This window comes from uncultured Veillonella sp., assembly GCF_900545205.1.
GTDB lineage: Bacteria > Bacillota > Negativicutes > Veillonellales > Veillonellaceae > Veillonella.
Genome location: NZ_UQYC01000007.1, coordinates 15,111 through 38,695, shown reverse-complemented (window position 1 = coordinate 38,695; position 23,585 = coordinate 15,111). Strand labels below are relative to the sequence as shown.

Below are 23,585 nucleotides of genomic sequence, written 5' to 3'. Positions count from 1 at the left end.
GTAGAAAATGCATTACCTGAACATTTGAAACCAGTAGTAGCTAAATTAAAAGAAGCTGGCGTTACTGTAGAGGAAGAAATTGATGGCATTCGCGTTATCAGCACTGGTAAAGGTATCAAAGCTGTTGATATAAAAACATTACCATACCCAGGCTTCCCAACAGATATGCAAGCTCAATTTATGGCGCTTACTACAATCGCTGAAGGCACAAGTACAGTAACAGAAACTGTATTTGAAAACCGCTTCATGCATGTTGCTGAACTTCGCAAAATGGGTGCTCATATCGATATCGACAATCGTCAAGCGATTGTAGAAGGTATGCCACGCTTACATGGTGCTGTAGTTAATGCTACAGACTTGCGTGCAGGTGCGGCTCTTGTTTGTGCTGCGTTGACTGCAGAAGGTAGAACAGAAGTTGGTCGTTTACATCATATCGATCGTGGTTATGATGATTTCGTAGGTAAATTGCAAAGGTTAGGTGCTGATATTGTTCGGGTTGACGAATAAAAGTACAGAGCCAAAACAGAATAAAAAGAAACGAAGCCGGCGCTCAAAAGGGCCGGCTTTATACAACGAGCAACAAAACTTAGGTGCTGCTAAGGTTGAAAATGCTAAAACTAGCACTAATCGAAAGCCATTGCGTAGGACGAAACGCAAGTCCACAAAGCTTTCTGAGGGCGTAGCAAAGCAAGCTAGCCATTTAGCTTCCAATATGCGTGAAGCCATGGTTAGAGTCACGAAAATGCGCCGTGTGGAACGTCGTAATCGTGAGACTGTAGCTATTGCAAAAACTACACCAGCTATGACCTTGAAGCGCCTAGTTCGTCCTGAGCAGGTGGGCGATTTAATGGGACGATTAAATCGTTCATTAAACTTTGACTTGGGCATCGACTTAGGAACTGCGAATATTCTTATTTTCGCTAAAGGTAAGGGCTTAGTCTTAGATGAGCCAGCTTATATTGCGAAAGATGATAAAACAGGGGATATTCTTGCCTTAGGCGAAGCTGCACGTACTATGATAGGACGTACACCTAAAGGCATATCTGTTATTCGCCCTGTTCAAGCGGGTGTTATCGCAGATTATGATATGACCGAATTTATGTTAAAGTATTTTATTCGTTCAGTCGTGCCTGCTTCTAGATTGATGAAAACGCGTATTATCGTATGTGTGCCATCTGGAATTACGCCTGTTGAAAAACGTGCTATTTTGGAGGCTTTACTTAGAACAGGCGCTAAAAAGACCGTTCTTATAGAGGAACCATTAGCAGCAGCTATGGGTACAGGTCTCAATGATGCTGACCAAGTTGGAGCTATGGTTGTCGATGTAGGTGGCGGTACTACTGATATTGCCGTTCTTTGTGATACAGGCGTTGTTGTGAGTGAATCCCTTCGCATTGGGGGAGATTCTTTCAATGAATCTATTATTCGCTATATACGTCGTAAGAAGCGACTTGTCATTGGACCTTTAACAGCAGAAAAGATAAAGATTTCTGTTGGTACCGTAGATCGACGAGCTAAAGAACGAACTATAGAGGTTAGAGGGCGTGATGCCAGCTCTGGACTACCTAAGATGGTTGCTGTTAATTCCTTAGAAATTCAACGTGCCTTAGAGGCGCAAGTGATGAATATTCTAGAAGGCATTAAATCGATTTTAGAAAAAACACCTCCAGAACTTGTAGCAGCCATTAATGATCATGGTATCATTCTGACAGGTGGCGGTGCTCTCATCGATGGTTTAGATCGTGTTATTACACGTTCTGTTGGTATTGCATCTTATTTAGTTGAGTCTCCGCGATATGCTGTTATCAAAGGGGTTGCAAAAGCTCTTGATGAAATGTCACAATTGCGTGATACATTGGATGAATTACAATAAAATATTTTATTGAAATAATGTAAAATTTGAGGAAGTTACTATTTATAGATAGGCCATTAAAAATGGAACGACGGTAGATAGTAACTTCTTTTTTAGTGCATCCTTTTTGTAATTTTCATCTATATGATGTATACTATAGTAAAAGTATATTGTATAAAATTGATGTATGAATATAAATCTATTAATATAGGTTGTCGCTATAGAGGAATTGTAAATGAAACGATATTTATATATGACTTTTGCTGTGTTAGGCTTTCTAGGCAGCACAATACCTTATGCGGAAGCTGGAAATTTAACCGGCGTACGTGTATCTAATCACGAAGGTACAAGTCGAATCGTATTAGATGTGTCTGAAATGCCTGTATCTTGGACTAAATCTTATAATGAGTCCACACATGCTCTTACCCTTAACCTAGGTGGTACGACAAATGGATTGACTGGACCTGTAGCTCAAAATAACACAAAAACAGGTGTTTTAAAAGGTATTGGCTTACAACCTGTTAATGGTGCTTTACAAGTAACATTGACGGCTAATAAGGATGTACAACATCATGAGTTTACATTGGAAAAGCCATCGCGTATTGTAGTGGATTTATTTTCTGGCTATGCTCAACAAACAACAAAAGATGTAAATAAATCCGTTACGTATAGCAAGATTAATAACACTGTAGCAGAAGGTAAGATTCAAGCCTTTGCATTATCTGTTGATAATGATTCACTTATGGTAGTAGCCCATGTTCCAGAAGGAAAAGCCTTATCATCTGTAGTTCAATCTCATACTGCCATCATTGGAGCAAAGGTAAAGGGCGGAAGTTTTGATCGTCCTTATTCAGTAGCTAGTGATGGAACGATTGATTTAGAGCGTATTTCTAATCGTGGCACCTTGCGATATACACCAAATCGGGGATATTTTATTGAGGAAAAGAGACCCTTATTACAAGCTAAAACACAAAAAGATACCTTCCTAATTACATCTGTTAATACAGGACGTAAAGAAAATGCCTTGACCCTATATACATCAGCTTATGGGCCATCTACAAAAACTAATGACTTCGGCTATGAAGTGACTGTAGCCAATGGTAAGGTCGTTAGTGGTCAAAAAGGAAATTCTAAAATTGGAGAAAACCAATATGTATTATCTGGGCATGGAGAATCAAGAGATGCACTGCGTAAATTAAAAGTGGGCACACCGATTACGATTCAAAATAGACCGGAGTTAGCACAAGTTAGCACCACTGGTGGTGCAGCGCTACAAGCGGGTACTATGGTATTAAAGAATGGCAATTATGTAGGTGCTGATGGGACCCATAATAAAGCTCGTAGTTTCATAGGAACTACAAAAGATCATAATTTGGTGGTTCTTACTGTTGATAAAGCTGGGCTTCAATCCGTAGGGGTTACACAACAAGAAGGGGCTCAACTATTATCCAAACTAGGCGTCGTGGATGGTGCTGAATTATCGAATCAAGGTAGTGTTGATTTAGTAGTCAATGATACATACGTTCATAAAGCGACTTCAAATCCTACGACCTATGAGGATATTGTAATTATAAAATGAATTCGTTGCATACAATTTTGTTTGAAATATTAGTAATAATTTAGTATACTATAAATACATAACTAATTTTGTAAAAGGAGGGATCGTTATGAAAAGAGTAGTGTTGGCATTAGCTGCTTTAGGCATTTTAAGTGTTAGCTCTGTAATGGCGGCCCCTGTATCATACCAAAGTGTATTAACAGGTAAAGTTGCTTCTACAGTTTCTGTTGGCTCTGCTGTAACAGAAGGTCAAACATTGGTAACTGTAGAGACATTGGCTGGCCCTATGGCTGCTGCTAAATCTACTGTAACTGGTACTGTAACGGCGGTTAATGTTACAGTGGGCTCAGACGTTTCTCGTGATCAAATCGTTGTCACAGTAGAAAGTAAATAAAGGAGAGAAGGAATGAAGTTTTCTCATTCTTGGCGTCGGTATAGAAAAGCGATACTGGCGCTTTTCTTCTGTACTTCACTTACAGCTGCACAGGCTGTTGATTTCATGCCTGTCAATGATGTAACTACAGGTATGGAAGGCATTGCAAAAACTGTAATTGTAGGAGATACCATTTCTACCTTTGATGTAAAGGTACTTGGTGTCATGAAGGATAAGGGACCATCTGGTCATCTTATTTTAGCGAAGTTCTCTGGTCCTGTTATGGAAAAAACAGGAGGCATCGCTCATGGCATGAGTGGTAGTCCTGTATATATAAATGGTAAGCTCGTTGGTGCTGTTGCTTATGGCTGGGGCTTTGCAGATGGTACGATTGGGATGATTACCCCTATCGAGGATATGGTGAAATTATGGAATATTCCATATGAGAAGAACTTATCCAAACCATGGGATGATAAACAATTGATCCCTCTTGGCACGCCACTTATGGCTTATGGCTTTGATGCAGCATCCATGGATTACTTCAAATCCAAGTTGCCACAATATAAATATGAAACATATGATACGGCTAGTGCTAGTGGTGATGAAATTGCTAAACCTCTAGAAGCCGGTGGTTCTGTAGCAGCATTACTAGTTGATGGTGACCTAAAACTGGGGGCCATTGGTACTGTTACCTATGTAGATGGGGAAAAGATTGTTGCCTTTGGTCATCCATTCTTAAAACATGGCTCCTCAAACTACTTCATGCATAATGCAAGCATCTTTACAGTAGTTAAAAGTTATGATGCTGCTTTCAAATTGGGCTCTATGGGCAAGGAAGTTGGCTCTGTAACTGAAGATAGAGGTGCTGGTATTGCAGGTGTTTCTGGTGTGATTTCTCCAGGGATCCCTATGCGATTCCATTTGAAAGACCTTGATATGGGGCGTGATAAAACTAGCTCTGTTAAGGTTATTGAAGATAGTGAGATGACACCGACTTTAGCGGCTACATCTCTATATAACATGTTGAATAAAACGTTGGATCGTAGTGGCGCTGGTACGGCTACCATTTCTTATACAATCACACCAAGAGGTAAAGAGCATAAACCGTTGACGCGAACTAATATGTTCTATAGCTCTGACTCTATCTCTGAGAAGGCTGTTGATGAGTTCTATAATGTTATCGACGTTCTTATGAATAACCGATTCATTAATTATGAAATTTCTGACATCTCTGTAGAAACTGAGGTGACACAAGATAAGAAAACAGCTAAGCTTGTTGATGCCTCTGCATCTTCAACCATTGTTTCCCCTGGTGATACAATCGTTGTAGATGTAACGTTGGAGCCGTTCCGCGGTGAGAAGGTCGTTAAACAAATCTTCTTTAAGGTTCCTGAGGATCAAGCTGTTGGCAAGTATACCTTAGAGGTGCGTGGGGGCGGTGAAATCCCATTACCTTATGTATTAGAAAAGCAAAAATATAATTTAACTGATGAAATTTTACGTCGCTTAAAAGTTCATAAAGATTTTAATGAACTTTATGATGAAATTCAAAAGACTGATACAAATAATCAAATCGTTGTAGAGTTTTTAGAAGATGGCATTAGTCTTGTTGATGAAGATGGTTCCCAATCTGTTAAAAAAGCTAAACTTAAAGATGTGGAATCAAAACCTATGCCAGGGGATGTAAAGAAAAAAACAGGTCAAGAAGATTTGAGTTCTAGTAAGGACGATGATAATCAAATAGAAAAAACTGCTATTGATACGGAATACATCGTTCAAGGTGATGGTCAATTTACAATTCATGTTATGAAACCAGCCGATCGCGATAAAGCATTAGCTAAACGCGTAAAAGAAGTTAAAAATCAAAGCAAGATGGAACATAAATTAGAATTGGAAGACCAATCCAAAAAGGATAAATCCAGTAAAAAAGATGTGAAAAAGTCTGATAAACAAGATGTGAAAAAATCTGATAAACAAGACCAAAAAACACCTGATAAAAAGGATGAATCTAAAGTAAATGATACTAATGCAGCTGAATAAGCTGAAAATGTAAGGGGAAAGGGCTAAACTGTTGAATTGGCTAGAATCGATAGGACGAGCTGTAATGAACGGCCTATCACAGATGGGGAGTGCTACATTATTGGTGTGGCACACAATTAGACAACTGAAAATGATTAATCTGTGGCATGTGTTTCAGCAGATGGCTCACTTAGGCGTAGATTCGTTGCCGATTATCAGTTTAACGTTACTCTTTGCTGGTGCAGTTATGACCTTACAGATTACAGATGTATTGATTACATATGGTGCACAAAGCACTGTAGGTGGTCTTATGGCTGTTGCTATGGGACGTGAGTTAGGGCCTATTTTAGTAGGGGTTGTACTGGCCGGCCGTGTTGGCGCCGCTATCACAGCTGAAATTGGTACAATGAAGGTAACTGAACAAATTGATGCGCTACGTGTTATGGCTGTCGATCCTGTTGGTTATCTCGTGGTACCTCGTGTAGTAGCATGTATGATTATGGTGCCTATTTTGGCATTTTATGGTGTAGTCATTGGTATTGCAGGTGGTTACTTTGTAGCTACTGCTATCAAAGGTCTGGCGCCAAGTACTTATTTAGATTCTATTCAAATGTTTTCTACCATTTCAGACTTTACACTAGGTCTTTTGAAATCTAGCGTATTTGGTGCTGTCATTGCATTGGTAGGTGCTTACAAAGGGATGGAAACTAAAATGGGCGCTGAAGCGGTTGGCTTCTCCACAACTAGTTCTGTAGTAACTAGTATTATTTTAGTATTTGTATTAAATTACTTTTTATCTACCTTGTTATATTAGTAGATACATTAGAGGGATTTATGATAGAACTACGCAATGTTGTAGTTGCCTATGAGTCGCGTGTGATTTTAGACTCTATTAATCTCACTATCGATGATGGGGAGACGTTAGTCATTTTAGGTGGTAGTGGTAGTGGTAAAAGTACACTACTTCGCTTATTGATTGGCTTGCAGCGTCCTACATCGGGACAGATTATAGTAGATGGCACAGATATTACAACATTATCTGAAGATGAATTTAATACAGTACGAAGAAAAATGGGAATGGTATTCCAATACTCTGCATTATTTGACTCTATGTCGGTAGGTGAAAATGTAGCCTTTGGCTTACGTCAGCATACGGACTTAGGAGATGATGAAATAAAACGCATTGTAGCAGAGCGTCTCGATTGGGTCGGTTTAAAAGGGTATGAATCCTATATGCCTAATGAATTATCTGGGGGCATGAAGAAGCGTGTTAGCTTAGCTCGTGCCATAGCGTTAGATCCGAGTTTAATTCTCTATGATGAACCTTCATCCGGGTTAGATCCTATTACATCAGGTACGATTAGTATGTTGATTAAGGGAATGCAGCAACGGCTCGGTTGTACATCTATCGTTGTAACGCATGATATGCAATCTGCATTTTATGTAGCAGACCGCATAGCTTTACTTGATAAGGGGAAATTTGTGGAAATTTCTGATACAATAGACTTTAAGAATTCTACAAATAAAAAGGTACAACAGTTTATTCATGGTGAAGCAGAACCAATTAACGTATCTGTGATGGGAGAGGTATAATGAAGTGGACGACGGAGGCCAAGGTAGGGGCTTTCACGATAATAGGTATAGCATTATTTATTGCGGGCATACTGTTTGTAGGCCGCATTGATATATGGGCTAAGCCGCAAATGACAATTACTGGTGATTTTGCTCAAGTTAATGGTCTAAAAAATGGCAATCAAGTTAAATACTCTGGTGTAGCTATCGGTAATGTTTCCGATATTGAAATTACACCGCATGGTGTTGTAGTAAAAATGAAGCTTGATGAAAAGACACAAATTCCAAGTGATTCTATTTTCACATTAGGTTCTGATGGTTTCTTAGGTGATAAATATATTCAAATTTCACCAGGTCAATCTAAAGTATTTTTACAAGATGGTGACACTGTTAAGGGCGAAGGCGCAGATGCTATGGATAAAGCCATGCAAAGTGCTCAGAAATTAATGGATGGCACAGAGAAAATGTTGCAGTCTATCAATAATATTATTGGTGATCCTACAACGCAAAATGCACTTAAGCACTCCTTGCAATCTACTGCAACGATGGCTGATAATGCTGTAGCGATTACACAAAATATGGCTGATGTAACAGCACAGCTAAATCAAGCGGCACAGCAATTTAATGCAGATGGCAATGCAGGCAATGATATGCGTGCTATTTTGACTAACTTAAAACAAACTACGGATCGTGTAGATAATATGGCTCGTTCTATGGAGTCTACTGTAACAGATCCTAAAGCACAGGAAAATATTAAGGAAACATTACATAATACGGCACAAATTTCAGCTCGCATCAACAAATTGATGGGTGGTAAAGCATATCAAACTGATGCAAATGGAAATGTAGTAGATGGAAATAATGTTGAAAAAAAGTCATCTACTAAAGTTGAGCCCTCTGTAGATTTGTTATATAACACAACAGATGATGAATACCGCATCAATGGTCGTGTTCGTGCTTATAATGATAAAGGGATGGCTGAGCTTGGTCTTTCCAATATCGGTGATGGCACTAAATTCGATTTAAATGCAGGTCGATTCGTTAGCTCTAAATGGCTAGTACGTGGCGGTATTTTTGAAAGTGAATTAGGACTTGGCGTTGACTATAATTTGCGTGGTCCAGTTTCATTATCCGCAGCGGTATATGACCTTAACAATCGTAAATATCGTATTCGTAGTGATATACGTTTACATAAAGATACTTATGGGGTTATTCAAATGACCAGACCATTCGGTTCCACGAATGGTGGTACCTACTTTGGTATCAAACAAGTATTTTAAAGACTAATACATTCACTTTAGGTGAGTATGGAGGTACATATTATGAATAAAAAGGTTTTATCCTTGGGTGTAATGCTCTCCTTAGCTACTACAGGTGCAATGGCTGCTGATGTAGTTACAACTTCCGTTAATAATGGAGATCAATTAAGCAAATATCAAAAAGAAGCTATTCAATTAACACAAAAGCAATTAGCTGAAAAATCTGTTCAAGATAGCAAAACATATGAGAGCAAATTGGACCTCGATGAGTCTCGTACTATAGATTTAGCATTGGCGAATAACCGTACTGCAAAACAAACTAAATGGGGTTATGAAGCTGCTAAATCCGCAGTGAGCCAAGTAGCAGCAGGCAAGAACCCTAGTGTAAGCTATGGTTGGTCTGCTCAAAAAACAGGCGGTGACACTGGCCGTGGTAAATCCGGTAGTCATAATTTCTCCATCAGTGCCCCTGTATTTAATCCTCAACTCGATGCAAGTATTGATTCTGCACGTTATACTCGTGAAGGTACTGGTGCTAGCTATGAAGAAGCCTTGCAACAAGCAAAGTATGATGCTATTAGTGGCTACTATACATTGATCATGAACCGTAATCTTGTTGATGTGGCTCAACAAGCTGTTAAAGATTACCAAGGTCATGTAACAAATGTTCAAGCTCAATATAATGTTGGCTTGGTAGCAAGTTCTGATGTATTGGCTGCTAAAACAAATCTTGCTGATTCTGAAACAAATCTTGTGAAAGCGCAAAATTCTGCTAATTTAGCAGAGGCTAGCTTGAATCAAGTCATTGCATATCCTGCACAAACAGCTATTAATACAGCAGAACATGACTTACAATATAAACCTTACAATATTACGTTGGAACAAGCTAAAGCATATGCTTTGCTTCACCGTTCTGCCCTTGTAAAATCTGCTCTCGATGTAAAATCTGCAGAAGAGGCTGTAAAATCTGCTAAATCTGGCTACTTGCCAACTGTAGCTGTAAAAGCTGGTCGTGGTTATGCCGATCTAGATGGTTACTTTGGAACAAGTACAAAATCCTGGAGTGTAGGTGCTACTGCATCTTGGAGCTTATGGGATGGCGGTGCAACACAAAATGCTATTAAAAAAGCAAATGCACAACTTGAACAAGCGAAAGAGGCTAATTTAGCTACTGTTGATGCTGTATTATTAGCAGTACAAAAAGCATACTTGAATTTGCGTTCTGCAGAGCAAACAATCCAAAGCACTCAAACTGCAGTTGCTCAAGGTCAAGAAAGCTTCCGTATTGCTACACTTCGCTATCGTGCTGGTGTTGGTACAAACCTTGATGTACTCGATGCGGAAACTAAATTAACAGATGCTCGTAATAACTATGTACAAGCTCTTTATAATTACAATATTAGCATTGCAGCTCTTGAACAATTGACAGGTGTTCCATTGAATACTCCAGTTGGACAAGGTGCAGAAATTATTGCAAACAGTGGTGCAGCTGAACAATTAGCACAACTTGGTGGCAATCAATAATAGAATACTAAAAAAGACGACTTCGGTCGTCTTTTTTTTGTTATAGATTTATAAAGCGTAAATTCATTGTATATTTTCATTTTTATGTTATGGTAATGTTTAAAATAATTTTATCTGTAGTTATTGCAGAAAATGATTAGTAAAAAAATATATTAGTTTTATAAAATTTACCCTTAAAATACTATAGTTATTACTTTGTGTGTGGTAAGATTAGTATATATATTTATATTATTCATAATGTGTATGGGAGATCATTATGACCCGTAAAAAGTGGTGTCTCATAGGGGCTGCAATTTTAGGCTTATCTGCAGTTGGTGCTAGTATAAACCCTATAGCTCAGACCTATGTAGCACCTATGGTTAAAGAACAAGTAAATAATGCCATAAACGGATCTGTGGACTATGATTCTCTTCGTATCAATTGGAATGGTGATGTAGTTTTATCAGATGTGGTGATTAAAGATCGGGATGGTCACTTAGTAGGGACGGCACAAGATGTAGCCGTTGGGGTTAAACTATCTGCATTACCAAGTATAATTGGGGGTAATACATCAGGGGCAACAGCTATATCGACTGTTACTGTAGAGGCACCTGATCTTCATATATGGCAATTGAACGATGGATCTTGGAGTATAGAAAAATTAGTAAAACCATCTGATCCGAATAAATCGGGTGGTTTTGATGGTGATATTACCATTAATAATGGCCATGTAGCGCTACGTACTAAAGATGGCATTAAACGCAATGTTGAAAATCTTGATGGTACCGTTGCTCTTAATATGAGTGGTATGTCCAAAGGGGCTTTTACTGCTGATGTAGATGGTTCATCTGTCCTTGTAAATGGCAAAATAGATATGGATGATGTGTCTAATTTTGATGTGTTTGTACAAGCTGATGAAATTGATACTGCTGGTATTATGAGCTTTGTTCCGTTGCGCAAAGATCTTGTTGTAACGAAGGGGAAATTACAAGATTTACATCTCAATATTAAAAGTGAAGATGGACAATATGTTATGAGTGGCAATGTAGGCTTTAAAGGTTTAACAGGCACTTTTAAGCGAGGCAATACGATGTATACTATTACTGATGGTGAAGGTCGTATTATGCTCAATCATGACCAAATTGTTATTAGCCATAGCTCTTGGCGAATCAATGATCAAGCGGCGAAGCTTAATGGTCTTATTACACTGGGGAAAGACGAAGAATATCTCAACCTTAATGTTGTAGCGGATAAGGTGAATCTAGAAGCCAGTACCGATGTGGGGGTTACTGGTATTGTCGGTGGTCGTGCTCATATTGGAGGCACTACTGTAGCGCCGCGGGTGGATGCCACCATAGGTAGTGATGGTATTTCTTATAAAGGGTACCATGTGGACCGCGTGCAGGGAAATGTAGTATACGATAATGGATTGGTTCGCATCGATGATGCTCAATTATCTATTGGCTCTGGTAATGCTAAAGTTAAAGGTCAATATGTCGTAGATACAGGTGATTTTGACGCTGTTGCTAATGTTCATACCTTATCGTTGGATACTTTCACACAAGATTTGACGATGCCTATTACGGGAACTATTGATGGAGAAATCCACGTTTTGGGTAAGAATAATCAAGTTACAGATCTTGTAGGCGCTGTTCAGGGCCATCAGATTGGGGTCCGTGGTATAGTGTTGGATTCTGTAAAAGCGGATCTAACCCATAGTGACAATCTTACCAATATAACTATGGTTGGAAATATGGGAACTGGATCCTTTAGTGGATATGGTTCTATTCAAAATGGTCAAGTGGATGCCACAATTTCTGGTAATGCGTTACCGTTAACATCACTTAGTTCAATCATAGGTGACGATGTTGCTGGTACTGTTAGCACATCTATTAATGTAAAAGGCGCCTTAGATAATCCTAATGTGACTGGTACTGTATGGGGGCAAGAGGTTCTCTATAAGGGTGCTCATTTTAATGATATTCATAGTGATATTACTTTAGACAATCATGTTCTAACAATTACAAATGGTCATATTGGTGACGGTAGTGGTGGCTATGATATTACCGGTTGGTATAATATCAATACTGACGCCCTAGATTTAAATGCTAAAGCTCGTGCTGTACGTATTGAAAATCTAATTCGTCCTGTAACCGATATTCCTATTACAGGATGGTTTGAAACTGATAACCATATAACTGGGACTGTAGCCAATCCTATTGTAGAAGGCCGAGCTCATTTATGGGATGGGTCTGCATATGGCAAACTTATAACTAACGCTTTTGCAAAGTATAACTATAAAAATGAAAGATTAGAATTTTATCGCTTTGATATTGAAGGTTATGGTGCGACCATTACTGGTGGCGGTACTGTATCAAAAGAAGCTATTAATATTGATTTTGAAGGTAAGAAAATCGATATGGGTAGATTGCTCATCAATACCGATTATAAGGTGGATGGTTTACTAGCAGGCCGTGGTACTATAACGGGTTCCATGGATAACCCTCAGTTTAATGGCTATATTTTATCAGATGCTTTATCCATTAATGGACAGCTATTGACGGATATTCATGGCCATGTTTATGCCGATAAGTCTGTTGTAAATGTACAAGATTTTTCGTTTGCTGAATCGAATGGTGGTCGTTATGTTGCTAAAGGTGGCATGAAGCTTGACGATAGCAAACAATTATTTGGCGTTTTAGATGTTACCAATGGTAGTGTAAAGAATTTGTTGGCATTACTAGATCGAGCCGATGAGCACCTCGATGGTCAATTGAATGGTTCCGTTGAACTTGGAGGTACGAAGGACAATCCAAGTGTTATTGTAAATGGTAAAATTAACGATGTTAGCATTGATGATAAGGTAGTAGGGGATGCAACAATTGATGCGAGTCTTGCAAATCGTAAATTTAAAATTACTACCTTAAAACTACCTGTTGGTGAAGGACTCATTGCAATGGGTGGTACTTTGGATCTCGATGGGCAAGCTGATTTACAAGTAGCTTTAAAGGATGTCGACATAGTGCCATTCCTACCACTCGTAGGTAAGGATATTCAAGCAACAGGCTGGGTAACAGGTGTTGTGAATGTTACTGGAGAAACGAAAAATCCTAAGGTTGAATTATCCGGTGCCGTAGAGTCCGGTTCGTTTAATGGAATTGGCATTGATGAAGGCTTTGCGTTAGCTACAATGCAAGATCATGTCATTCAAATTCAGCGTATTCAAGGTGCTAAGAGTGGTTATAAACTCAGTATTTATGGCAAAATTCCATTGGCGGCTCTTTATACATCTGGTTATTTAGAAGCTAGTGATGCTAAATCTATGGATGTAACAATTGACTTTAACGAAGCTGATATGGCTGTTATTCCTCTTGTTACTACTAGGGTTAAAGATGCAACGGGGCCGTTAAAGGGTGCAATTAGGCTTACGGGGACTATAGACCAACCTGAGGCATACGGCACAGTATCTGTACGTAATGGTACTATGAAATTGGCCAATGTAGATAATGAAATTACAGGCATTGACGGAGACTTAATCTTCTCTGGACAACAAGGGGATTTCCAATCTCGTATCAATATGGGGAAAGGTAGTGCTGGTTTAGCTGCTAAGGTAAATTGGTCTGGTCATGAGCTTACCAACTATAAGGCTGCCGTTCAACTTGATGGACTCGATGTTCGTAGTGAATATGTGAGAGGTCCATTAAATGGTGAACTTTACATTGCGGAACGTGATGGATTACCTACCTTGATAGGGAATTTGGACCTAGAAAACATCCAATTTAAGATTCCTCTTTCCTTGCAGTCTAGTGAAAGTAGCACCAACATGGGCGTAGATGTTAATATTCATGCTGGCAAGGGCGTACGCTTATATGATCGAACTCTATATAACATGTTTATCGGTGGTGATGTTCATTTCGGTGGCACATTACAAACCCCAACTGCTAGTGGCCAGTTCGATGTTAAATCTGGTACGTTCAAATACTTAAGTCATGTATTTAATATTACGAAGGGGAATGCACACTTTGTAGGTGGCTCTTATTTACCAAACTTACAATTAGAGGCTGAAACGAATGTAAGCAACTACAATATTATGCTTGGTGTAAAAGGGACTGTAGACCATATGGATCTTACTTTGTCGTCTAATCCTAGTTTGTCTAGAAAGCAAATTATTTCCATGTTAACCTTTGGTCGTGGTGCCGATTCTAATAGTAGTACATTGACAAATGATGATGTGAATGCTGTTGCTACAGCAGGCTTACAAATGTTTGCCTTTGGCTATGTGCAAGATGCATTACAAAATACATTAGGTTTAGATCGGATTAATATTACGACAGGTTCCATTGACCCTGATGAACCAACTAATAGGGAAACGGCAGGTAATTATAATATTGAAATTGGCAAGTATATTGTGCCAAAGGTAATGCTTACTTATTCTCAAGGTATCAATAATAAACAAAATAAATATGGTGTTGAGTATTCTGTAAAACGAAACCTCAAGTTTACTGCATGGCATACATCGCAAGGAAACAATTATTTAGGTGGTCGTTGGACAAGAAGCTTCTAAGTTTATGGCTAGAGTGTGCAAATCCCATGGGTATGCACATTCTAGTCATATTAATTTCATAAAATTTGTTTAATATAGTACTCATTCCCAGTATTTTATGCTATAATAATAAAGATTTATTAGTCTTTATAAAACAAGATGTAAACTTTTTATGGGGATGAGTTCTAGGAGGAATTTATGTTTAAACCAAAAGCCTATAAAAGTATGCTTGCAGCATCTGTGTTGACTGCTGTCATGGGGACAGGCAGTGTATTTGCTGCAGAGGTACAAGCTGGCTATACTCCAGATTTAAATAACACAACAACAACTAGTGCAGCAACTACTAATGATGCTACTACTACACAAGCTGTTTACAATGCTGATGCAGCTACACCTGCAACAACACAAGATGAAACTGATGCAGCTATCTTAGCAGCTCGTGGTGATACAACTGTATCTAGCGATGGTACTGTAGTTAGAGGTTCTGACGGAACTGTTACAGTCAATAATGCTGCTTTGAAAACAGATGACAAACAAGTAAAAATGGTGTCTAAAACTACTGGTGGTACTGACCTCGATAAGGCTGCTGAAAATGGCCAAACTCAAGCTGTTACAACTGTAGAAGCTCAATATGTTACATCTGCTAATGCTGAGTCTATTAATCCATATGTAGGTAAATTGATTACTGGTTTATCTATTTCTGGTGTAACAGCTGAACAACAAGCACAATTATTGCCTATCTTGACAGAAAAAATCGGCGATGCTGTATCTGTTGATGGTGTATTTAAAGACGTAACTAACCTTGGTAATACTGGTTACTTCTCTGAAGTAAACCCTGTATTTACAACAGTACCTGAAGGCGTTAAATTGGACTTTGCTGTTACAGTAAATCCAATTACTACTGGTGTAGCTTTCGAAGGTAATACAGTTTATACTTCTGAAGTATTGACTAAATTCATGGACCTTCAACCAGGTCAAGTTCTTAACTCTGTATACGTAGGCCAAAAGGTTCAAGGTATCAACGCAGCATACGCTCGCGATGGCTATATGTTGGCACATGTTGATGGTATTCGCGTAGATGACCAAGGCGTGCTTCATGTTCATATCGTAGAAGGTATTGTTGAAGATATCATTCCTGCTGGTAACAAGAAAACTCGCGATAAAGTTATTACTCGCGAATTCGTTCAAAAGAAAGGTAAACCTTTCAATAAATTCTTGGTACGCCGTTCTGTAGAACGCGTATACAACCTAGGCTTCTTTGATGATGTAAATGTTCGCATGTTGCCTGGCGATCAAGATCCTAACAATGTAATCATTGAAATCGATGTTTTGGAACATAAAACAGGTACTATTACATTAGGTGCTGGTTACTCCAAGTCTGATGGTTTGATGGGTATCATTGAATTTGGTGAAGATAACTTCCGCGGTACTGGTGATAAATTCAAAGTTCACTGGGAAATCGGTGGTAAGAAAAAATATAAAAACTACCAAATCTCTTACTTGAAACCTTGGATTGATAGCAAAGGTACATCTCTTGGCTTCTCCTTCTTCAACCGTGAAGATGAATACACTGATTACAACGAAGATGGTAATGAAGTAGCTGAATATAACAAGAAATCTCGTGGTTTCAATATTTCCTTCGGTCGTCAAACAGGGGAATATACTCGTGACTACTTGACTCTTGAATCCCGTAAAGATTCCTATAAATGGGATGAGGATGACAGCTCCGGCTTCCGTTACGATAAAAATGCGGGCAAAGGTAAAAATTGGAATAATGGTTCCTACAACTTTGCAAATGATAAATATGTAGATAAAAACTTTGGCCGTATCAACTCCATTACATGGCAAAAGGTATACGATTCCCGTGATAATATTTATGAACCTACACGTGGTCGTCGTATTTCTTATACAGCGCAATGGGCTGGTCATGGTTTAGGCGGTGACTTCGACTTCTATAAATTCACAGCTGAAACACGTATGTATAAAAAACTAGGTGCTAAGAATGTATTGGCATTCCGCGCACGTGGTGGTTTTATCCAAGGTGATGCTCCTTATAGCCAATTGTTCACATTGGGTGGTGCAGACTCCTTACGTGGTTACGAAGATGATCAATTCCGTGGCAAGTACATGTACAATGCTACATTGGAATTCCGCTTCCCAATCGTTAAAAAGGTTAGTGGTGTATTGTTCACTGATATCGGTGATGCATGGGATGCACCAAATGTTTCTTGGTATAACAGCAAGAAAACATTTAACTATGGCGTTGGTGCTGGTGTTCGTATTACTACACCAATTGGCCCAGTTAAACTTGATTATGGCGTGGGTAAACACAAAAATAAATTCCACTTCAGCTTCGGCACACAATTCTAATATAGTAAATGTATATGGTGGAGGCCTCTTTTCTAAAGAGGCTTTCACCAATATCTCTATATGGCATCCTTTGATGCAGTAATTTAAAGAAATGAGGGCACTCTATTATGATGCGAATGATGAACAACAAGGCGAATGTGAAAATCTTTTCCATCGTCATTGCTGCTATTTTTATTATTGGTATTGGCGCATTAGCGTATACACAAATGGCTACGCCAAGCGGTAATAGCGGTAATAGTACAATTGGTGTTATCGATACATCTCGTATGATGTCTCAAGATAATCCAATTTATATCTCTGCAGCTCAAGAATATATGAGCTATCAAAGCCAATTACAACAAGAAACACAAGCTAAAATTGATGCAGCTCAAGATGATGCTACTAAACAAAAACTTGCTGAAGAAGCTCGTCAAAACTTAGCAAAGAAAGATCAAGAGATTGCCAAATCTGTTCAAGATAAAGCTATGGAGGCTGCAAAAGCAGTTGGCGATGCTAAAGGTCTTAGCGTTGTTATGACTAAAGACACTGTATTATACGGTGGCGTAGACATTACAGATCAAGTATTGAAAAAACTAGCTTCTGATGCCAAAAAATAAACTGTAGTTCTATGTAAGGGAGAACGACAATGAACGGGAAAAAACGATATATTGGATTTGCCATATTTCTCGTTGTTGCATTATGTGCTATGGTTTGGGCCTATGGTTTTGTGACAAATCGTCAGCAGAGTCCTGATGGGGTATCAATAGGTGTTGTACGTATTGATGATGTATTAGAATTTAATCCTTCCTATGAGGATTATAAACAAGCTAAAAATGAATTGGATCTTTTGCAACGTCAATATGAATTAGAACAACAAGCTCTAAATGCCAAGTCAGAGACACAAGAGGAACAGTTGAAATCTCTTGCGTTAGATTCAACCTTGTCAGATGCTCTTACGGTGGAATTGCAAACTCGTATTGCAACAAAAGAAAATGAATTGAATCAGCAATTGAATGCAAAACGAAACGAACTTACTCAAAAATATTTGGCGGAATTAAAGGTTAGTTCCAATGAATATGATCTTGAAATCGTCAATCTCCAATTAGATTTATATGCTTATGATGCTCGTGTATATATTGATGATGCACAAAAGCAAGCAGCTATGGCAGAAAAGGCTAAGAAAGAGGAGCGACTAAAGGAATTATTAGCTAAGAGAAAACCATCGAATCTTGATGTAGACTCTATTAAGGCTAAAGTACAGGCAGAACTTGCGCCTATGCAACAAAAGGGTCAAGAAGAACTTAACCAATATGCTGCATCCTTGCAAAAGGAATTGGCGGCTAAACGTGATACTATGGTTCAACAACAAGCTCAATCGATCATTGCTAATAATAACTTACCTGTAGCACAGGATTGGAATGATTCTTGGGCTAAAAAGCTTTCAGATAAGGAAGCTGAAGTGAGTGCACTTCATGAAGCCATTTTAGAAGATGTTCGTATGCGCGTAGCAATTATTGCAGAGGAACAACATTTGGATTTAGTCATCATCGACGATGGTGGTAATATTAAGGGGCTTGATATTACTGATGCAGTGAAGGCGTCCTATCGAGTTCAATAAGGAGTTATATTATGAATAAACGTATTAAATCTTTAGTATTAGGTGCATCTTTAGTAGCTTCCATGGCTATTTTAGGTGGTTGTGGTTCTAATAATGTTGGTTACGTTGATAGCGTGAAAGTAGCAAATAGTACTGAAAAAGGTATTGAAATTACTAAAGAAATTAACGCTAAAAAAGCTGAGCTAGATGCTAAAATTGCTGCTGCTGATGAAGCATCTAAACAAAATGTATTTAACCAAGCTAATCAAGAATTAAATGCCTTTGCAAATGCAAAAGCTCAAGAATATCGTCAATATCAAGAACAAAAAGTTGGTGAACTCGTAAAAGAGAAAAAACTTGATGTAGTTATTGAAAAAGGTGCTGTTGTAGGCGGCGGTTCTGATGTAACTGACGACTTGATCGCGAAGATGGGTAAAGCTTCTGATGACCAAATTAAAGAAGCTGAAAATGCAGCTAAAGCGCAAGAACAACAAGATGCGCAACAAAATGCTCAACAATCTGGTCAAGCTACAGCAGTTAATACTGAAGAAAGTGCACAATAATTAAGAATTATCACAGGGGGAGGAGTTTACCTTGGAAAAAACTTTACAGGAACTCGCAACATTAGTAGGCGGTCGTGTTGTAGGTGATGGCTCTATTGTTATTACTGAAACACGTAGCTTTGAACAAGCAGTAAAACAATCCATAACTTTTGCAGTAGGTGAATATGTTGAACATATTGCGTTATGCCAAGCGGGTGCTGTGATCGTTGAATCTGAAGTGAAAGATGCACCGATGGCACAAATCGTAGTCGATAATGCAAAAGCAGCATTTGCACAAGTGTTAGAACTCTTCCATCCACCTGTTGTTGTTCCTAGAGAGGTGCATAGCACAGCTATTATTGGTAACAATGTAACAATAGGCAAAAATGTAGCTATTGGTGCCTATTGTGTAATTAATGATAATGCAGTCATTGGTGATGATGTAACAATACGTCCATATGTTTATATTGGACATAATGTGCGTATTGGCGAAGGTTCTGATATTTACGCTGGCGCTATTGTTCATGAAAATTGTATTTTAGGCAAACGCGTTGTATTACGTGCTAAGGCCGTAATTGGTGGCGAAGGCTTTGGCTTTGCTACAGAAAATGGTGTACATACACATATTCCACAAGTTGGTAATGTTATTCTCGAAGATGATGTTGAAGTTGGGTCTTGTACAACTATCGACAATGCTACAATGGGATCTACTTTAGTACGTCGTGGTACTAAGATTGACAATCTTGTTCATCTTGGTCACAATGTTGAAATTGGTGAAGATTGCTTCTTAATCGCTCAAGTTGGTATTGCAGGAAGTACTAAATGTGGTAATCATGTTATTTTTGCTGGACAAACTGGTTGTACTGGTCATATTACGATTGGTGATAATGTACAGTTTGCTGGTAAAACTGGTATTACAGGTAATGTACCATCCAACTCTATTATGGCGGGCTATCCAATGAGACCTCATAAAGAATGGTTAAAATTGGCTGCTTATGAAAATCGTTTGCCAGATATGGTGAAAACTGTAAAACAATTACAAAAAGAAATTGACGCTTTGAAAGCACAGCTTAAGGAGAGCTAATAATCCATGTATAGGTTTATGAAAATCTTTAGTGCCTTTATTTGCTTATTACCTAAAGGTTTGCAATATGCTATTGGTACATTGCTTGGTGAAATTGCGTGGTTAGCGGTACCGCCTAAACGCAAACGCCTAGCAATAGGCCAAATTCTATTCTGTAATATTACAGATGATCCAAAAGAAGCTCGACGTATTGCGAAAGCTAGTACTACACGCTTTGGTCGCATGATTATTGATGTACTACGCTATCCAGAGATTAAGGATGGCGCATACAAAGATATGGTAGAGTTTATTAATCGAGAATACCTAGATGATGCCTTGGAAAATGGTCGAGGTGCAATCTTAGCCGCTGTTCACAGTGGTAACTGGGAACTCCTTGGTGGTGTTCTTGCTTCGGAAGGGTATCCGTTGATTTCTGTGGCAATGAAACAGAATGGTGATGCGGACAAGTTTATCAATGAATATCGTCGTATTATGCACCAACATGTAACCTATAAAACAGGTGTGCGAGAAATGATCAATGAACTTAAAAAAGGTGCTTTTTTAGGCCTTATTATGGATCAGGATCCTGGCGATGATGGTGTGCTTGTTCCCTTCTTTGGTTATGAAACTTTGACGGCTGCAGGTCCGGCTGTATTAGCTCGTATGCAAGATGTACCCATCATTTTTGTGACTATACATTATAGTCCGTTTTCTGAAAAATATGAGATTGAGGTACATCCACCAATTTATGTGGAGCGTACAGATGATAAAAAGCGTGATATAGCGGTTACCACAACTCTTTTGAATGAGTTTATTGAAGATTATATTCGGAGATATCCTGAAGATTGGTTCTGGCTTCACAATCGTTGGAAGTGGACACGTCGTTTTTATGGCGAACAAATTGAAACGCCTCCAGATGTATTTCACTAGTTAATAAATATAAAGAGATTTTACATGCCTGCTTATGTAGTATTGATTTAAATGCCTCATAAATTAAGCATCGTAAAGTCTCTTTTATTTTTATGGTGTATAATACAGTATTTATAATTAAATTTATATAAATTTAATTATGTGAAAAATGCTTTCAAAATCACTGAATATATGGTAAATTTCTTGTATCACCTATGCAAATAGGGTATAATACATATTGGTGTATAGTAAACGTGAATTCAGATTATGAAAGGACTTTCTTATGAGTAAGCCACAACAAACAATAAAACAGGCTGTTTCATATCAAGGGATTGGCCTTCATAGCGGTGAACCAGTAAATATGGTTTTCAAACCTGCACCTGAAAATACAGGAATTGTGTTTGTCCGCACGGACATTGAAGGGCATCCTTCTGTGCGAGCACACATTGATAATGTGACGAACACTATGCGCGCTACTACATTGGAAAATGGTGAAGCGAAGGTTTTCACTGTAGAACATGTGATGGCTGCGTTCAGTGCTATGAATATTGATAACTGTTATATCGAGATGGATTCTCCTGAACCTCCTGTAGGTGATGGCAGTAGTGCAGTTTTTATAGGTCTCATAGAAGAGGCAGGCATTCAAGAACAAACAGCGCCACGTCAAGTATATAAAGTGACACGTTCTCACGCTATATATGATGGTGATCGTTTTGTAGTTATTTTACCATATGACGGCTATCGCATTACATTTACATCGATTAACAGCCATCCGTTACTTGGTACGCAACATTGTGATTTTGAAGTTTCGCCAGAATACTTTAAAGAACACATCAGTGCTGCAAGAACTATCGGATTTATGAAGGAATTGGAACAATTACAGGCTATGGGTCTTGCAAAAGGTGGTAACCTTGATAATGCTTTAGTTTATGATGATGAGAAGTGTTTGTCTGTACCTCGCTTTGACGACGAATTAGTTCGTCACAAAGCATTAGATGTAATGGGCGACTTATTCTTATTGGGACCAATTGAAGGTCATGTAATTGCTTTAAAATCGAGTCATGAATTAAATTCAAGATTGGCTCGCAGTATAATGGAAGAAATAAGGGAGACACAGCCATGATTCTTAATCACGAAGACATTTTAGAAATTTTACCTCATCGTTATCCTATGCTTTTGGTAGATCGCATCGTTGAGTTAGAACCTATGAAACGCGCTGTGGGTATTAAAAATGCTACATTCAACGAATTGTTCTTCCAAGGACACTTCCCAGGTAATCCAGTAATGCCAGGCGTGTTATTGACTGAGGCTATTGCACAAGTTGGTGGTATTGCTTTGCTATATCCTGAAGAAAACCGCGGTCTTACACCTATGTTTACAGGTATTGATAAAGTTCGTTTCCGTCATCCTGTAAAACCTGGTGATCAAGTACGTATGGAAGTTGATATTGTAAAGATCAAAGGTAAAATGGGTAAGGTTGAAGGCCGTGCCTATGTTGGCGACAAATTGTGCGCTAGCGGTGAATACATGTTTGCCCTTGTATAATGATTGAGGAGTGATTGTAGTGATAGTTGTAGGCATGGAAAATGCAGAATCCAACATCCATAGTACAGCCATAGTCCATCCAAATGCTAAATTGGGCAAAGATGTAATCGTAGGTCCTGGCGCCGTAATCGGCGAACACGTCGAGATTGGCGATGGCACACAAATCGGTGCACATGTTGTAATTGGTGGTTGGACAACCATTGGTAAGCGTTGTGAGATTTATCCTAACGCATCTATTGGGTTGGAACCGCAAGATTTAAAATTTAAAGGCGAAAAAAGCTATTGTAATATTGGCGATGAAACGGTTATCCGTGAATTCGTAACTATTAGCCGCGCTACTGGAGAAGGTGAAGAAACACGTGTAGGTAATAATTGCTTGCTTCAAGCATGTACACATGTGGCTCATAACTGTATCGTTGGCAATAATGTAATTATGAGTAACTGTGCAGGCCTTGCTGGTCACGCTATCGTTGAAGATCGCGTTGTTATTGGCGGCCTTGCAGGTATCCATCAGTTTGTTAAAATTGGTCGTAATGCAATGGTTGGCGGTATGGCAAAGGTGGTTCAAGATATTCCACCATATGTCATTGCTGATGGTCAACCAGCACGTGTTATTGGCCTTAACTCTGTTGGATTGTCTCGTGCGGGCATTTCAGAAGAAGTACGCCGAGATTTAAAACAAGCATTCCGTATTATTTATCGTTCTGGCTTTAGTTTATCTAAGGCTATCGAAGAAATGGAAATGCAACTTGATTCTTCTGTAGAAATTGAAAATTTATTACGCTTCTTACGCAATGCCGATCGTGGTATTATGCGTACACGTCGTGACTAATTCAAAAGACCTCGTACTATGTACGAGGTCTTTTTATGTACTTAATAAATATCATGCTTTTAATGGGAT

The 23,585-nt window shown here is 38.7% G+C and carries 18 protein-coding genes and 1 pseudogene; all 19 read left to right on the top strand.

The genetic code is table 11. From position 1 onward, the window contains the following. A pseudogene (locus QZR70_RS01485) lies at nt 1–507 on the top strand (UDP-N-acetylglucosamine 1-carboxyvinyltransferase); the annotation flags it as partial. Continuing rightward, on the top strand, nt 488–1,873 hold the full coding sequence (locus QZR70_RS01480; RefSeq protein WP_227720993.1) for a rod shape-determining protein: 1,386 nt from the start codon (nt 488–490) through the stop codon (nt 1,871–1,873). The pseudogene QZR70_RS01485 and the gene QZR70_RS01480, both read left to right, overlap by 20 nt. 214 nt (nt 1,874–2,087) lie before the next feature. Further along, on the top strand, nt 2,088–3,431 hold the full coding sequence (locus tag QZR70_RS01475; protein ID WP_295792593.1) for a phosphodiester glycosidase family protein: 1,344 nt from the start codon (nt 2,088–2,090) through the stop codon (nt 3,429–3,431). An 88-nt stretch (nt 3,432–3,519) separates the two neighbouring features. Then, nucleotides 3,520–3,804, top strand: a complete 285-nt coding sequence (locus QZR70_RS01470) for a biotin/lipoyl-containing protein (protein ID WP_005387253.1) — start codon at nt 3,520–3,522, stop codon at nt 3,802–3,804. A 12-nt stretch (nt 3,805–3,816) separates the two neighbouring features. Next, nucleotides 3,817–5,823, top strand: coding sequence for a SpoIVB peptidase S55 domain-containing protein (locus tag QZR70_RS01465; protein WP_005387254.1), 2,007 nt, complete (start codon nt 3,817–3,819; stop codon nt 5,821–5,823). Between the two features lie 31 nt (nt 5,824–5,854). Then, on the top strand, nt 5,855–6,616 hold the full coding sequence (locus tag QZR70_RS01460) for an ABC transporter permease (protein WP_295792590.1): 762 nt from the start codon (nt 5,855–5,857) through the stop codon (nt 6,614–6,616). A gap of 20 nt (nt 6,617–6,636) precedes the next feature. After that, complete coding sequence (locus QZR70_RS01455) at nt 6,637–7,395, top strand: ABC transporter ATP-binding protein (protein WP_024066737.1); 759 nt, start codon at nt 6,637–6,639, stop codon at nt 7,393–7,395. Beyond that, complete coding sequence (locus QZR70_RS01450) at nt 7,395–8,654, top strand: MlaD family protein (protein ID WP_295792588.1); 1,260 nt, start codon at nt 7,395–7,397, stop codon at nt 8,652–8,654. The genes QZR70_RS01455 and QZR70_RS01450 overlap by 1 nt, the downstream gene beginning before the upstream one ends. A 42-nt stretch (nt 8,655–8,696) precedes the next feature. Beyond that, nucleotides 8,697–10,157 carry a TolC family protein gene (locus QZR70_RS01445; protein ID WP_295792586.1) on the top strand — a complete coding sequence of 487 codons (1,461 nt, stop codon included), beginning with the start codon at nt 8,697–8,699 and terminating at the stop codon, nt 10,155–10,157. A 256-nt stretch (nt 10,158–10,413) separates the two neighbouring features. Next, a complete protein-coding gene (locus QZR70_RS01440; protein ID WP_295792584.1) occupies nt 10,414–14,700 on the top strand; it encodes a translocation/assembly module TamB domain-containing protein in 4,287 nt (1,428 codons plus the stop codon). A 177-nt stretch (nt 14,701–14,877) separates the two neighbouring features. Then, nucleotides 14,878–17,049, top strand: coding sequence for an outer membrane protein assembly factor (locus tag QZR70_RS01435; RefSeq protein ID WP_295792583.1), 2,172 nt, complete (start codon nt 14,878–14,880; stop codon nt 17,047–17,049). A gap of 107 nt (nt 17,050–17,156) precedes the next feature. Beyond that, nucleotides 17,157–17,645 (top strand): OmpH family outer membrane protein, encoded by a 489-nt coding sequence (locus QZR70_RS01430; protein WP_295792582.1) that lies wholly within the window; start codon nt 17,157–17,159, stop codon nt 17,643–17,645. A 29-nt stretch (nt 17,646–17,674) separates the two neighbouring features. Next, complete coding sequence (locus QZR70_RS01425; RefSeq protein ID WP_295792581.1) at nt 17,675–18,646, top strand: hypothetical protein; 972 nt, start codon at nt 17,675–17,677, stop codon at nt 18,644–18,646. An 11-nt stretch (nt 18,647–18,657) separates the two neighbouring features. Next, nucleotides 18,658–19,188, top strand: coding sequence for an OmpH family outer membrane protein (locus QZR70_RS01420; protein ID WP_005387264.1), 531 nt, complete (start codon nt 18,658–18,660; stop codon nt 19,186–19,188). A 31-nt stretch (nt 19,189–19,219) separates the two neighbouring features. After that, entirely contained in the window at nt 19,220–20,251 is a 1,032-nt protein-coding gene (gene lpxD / locus QZR70_RS01415) for a UDP-3-O-(3-hydroxymyristoyl)glucosamine N-acyltransferase (protein ID WP_227720984.1), read from the top strand. A gap of 6 nt (nt 20,252–20,257) precedes the next feature. Next, entirely contained in the window at nt 20,258–21,160 is a 903-nt protein-coding gene (locus QZR70_RS01410; RefSeq protein WP_039969450.1) for a lysophospholipid acyltransferase family protein, read from the top strand. A gap of 262 nt (nt 21,161–21,422) precedes the next feature. After that, a complete protein-coding gene (lpxC, locus tag QZR70_RS01405) occupies nt 21,423–22,262 on the top strand; it encodes a UDP-3-O-acyl-N-acetylglucosamine deacetylase (RefSeq protein WP_295233478.1) in 840 nt (279 codons plus the stop codon). Next, entirely contained in the window at nt 22,259–22,684 is a 426-nt protein-coding gene (fabZ, locus tag QZR70_RS01400; RefSeq protein ID WP_004695477.1) for a 3-hydroxyacyl-ACP dehydratase FabZ, read from the top strand. Before lpxC ends, fabZ begins: the two co-directional genes overlap by 4 nt. Before the next feature lie 19 nt (nt 22,685–22,703). Beyond that, entirely contained in the window at nt 22,704–23,516 is an 813-nt protein-coding gene (gene lpxA, locus QZR70_RS01395) for an acyl-ACP--UDP-N-acetylglucosamine O-acyltransferase (protein ID WP_174683260.1), read from the top strand. Nucleotides 23,517–23,585: the final 69 nt, after the last annotated feature.

Excerpts from the sequence above, each read along its gene's own strand:
- QZR70_RS01445 (WP_295792586.1), top strand. The coding sequence starts at position 8,697 with ATGAATAAAAAGGTTTTATCCTTGGGTGTAATGCTCTCCTTAGCTACT.
- lpxC (WP_295233478.1), top strand. The coding sequence starts at position 21,423 with ATGAGTAAGCCACAACAAACAATAAAACAGGCTGTTTCATATCAAGGG.
- QZR70_RS01420 (WP_005387264.1), top strand. The coding sequence starts at position 18,658 with ATGAATAAACGTATTAAATCTTTAGTATTAGGTGCATCTTTAGTAGCT.
- QZR70_RS01440 (WP_295792584.1), top strand. The coding sequence starts at position 10,414 with ATGACCCGTAAAAAGTGGTGTCTCATAGGGGCTGCAATTTTAGGCTTA.
- QZR70_RS01435 (WP_295792583.1), top strand. The coding sequence starts at position 14,878 with ATGTTTAAACCAAAAGCCTATAAAAGTATGCTTGCAGCATCTGTGTTG.
- QZR70_RS01465 (WP_005387254.1), top strand. The coding sequence starts at position 3,817 with ATGAAGTTTTCTCATTCTTGGCGTCGGTATAGAAAAGCGATACTGGCG.
- QZR70_RS01410 (WP_039969450.1), top strand. The coding sequence starts at position 20,258 with ATGTATAGGTTTATGAAAATCTTTAGTGCCTTTATTTGCTTATTACCT.
- QZR70_RS01455 (WP_024066737.1), top strand. The coding sequence starts at position 6,637 with ATGATAGAACTACGCAATGTTGTAGTTGCCTATGAGTCGCGTGTGATT.
- QZR70_RS01430 (WP_295792582.1), top strand. The coding sequence starts at position 17,157 with ATGATGCGAATGATGAACAACAAGGCGAATGTGAAAATCTTTTCCATC.
- fabZ (WP_004695477.1), top strand. The coding sequence starts at position 22,259 with ATGATTCTTAATCACGAAGACATTTTAGAAATTTTACCTCATCGTTAT.
- QZR70_RS01450 (WP_295792588.1), top strand. The coding sequence starts at position 7,395 with ATGAAGTGGACGACGGAGGCCAAGGTAGGGGCTTTCACGATAATAGGT.
- QZR70_RS01470 (WP_005387253.1), top strand. The coding sequence starts at position 3,520 with ATGAAAAGAGTAGTGTTGGCATTAGCTGCTTTAGGCATTTTAAGTGTT.
- QZR70_RS01425 (WP_295792581.1), top strand. The coding sequence starts at position 17,675 with ATGAACGGGAAAAAACGATATATTGGATTTGCCATATTTCTCGTTGTT.
- QZR70_RS01475 (WP_295792593.1), top strand. The coding sequence starts at position 2,088 with ATGAAACGATATTTATATATGACTTTTGCTGTGTTAGGCTTTCTAGGC.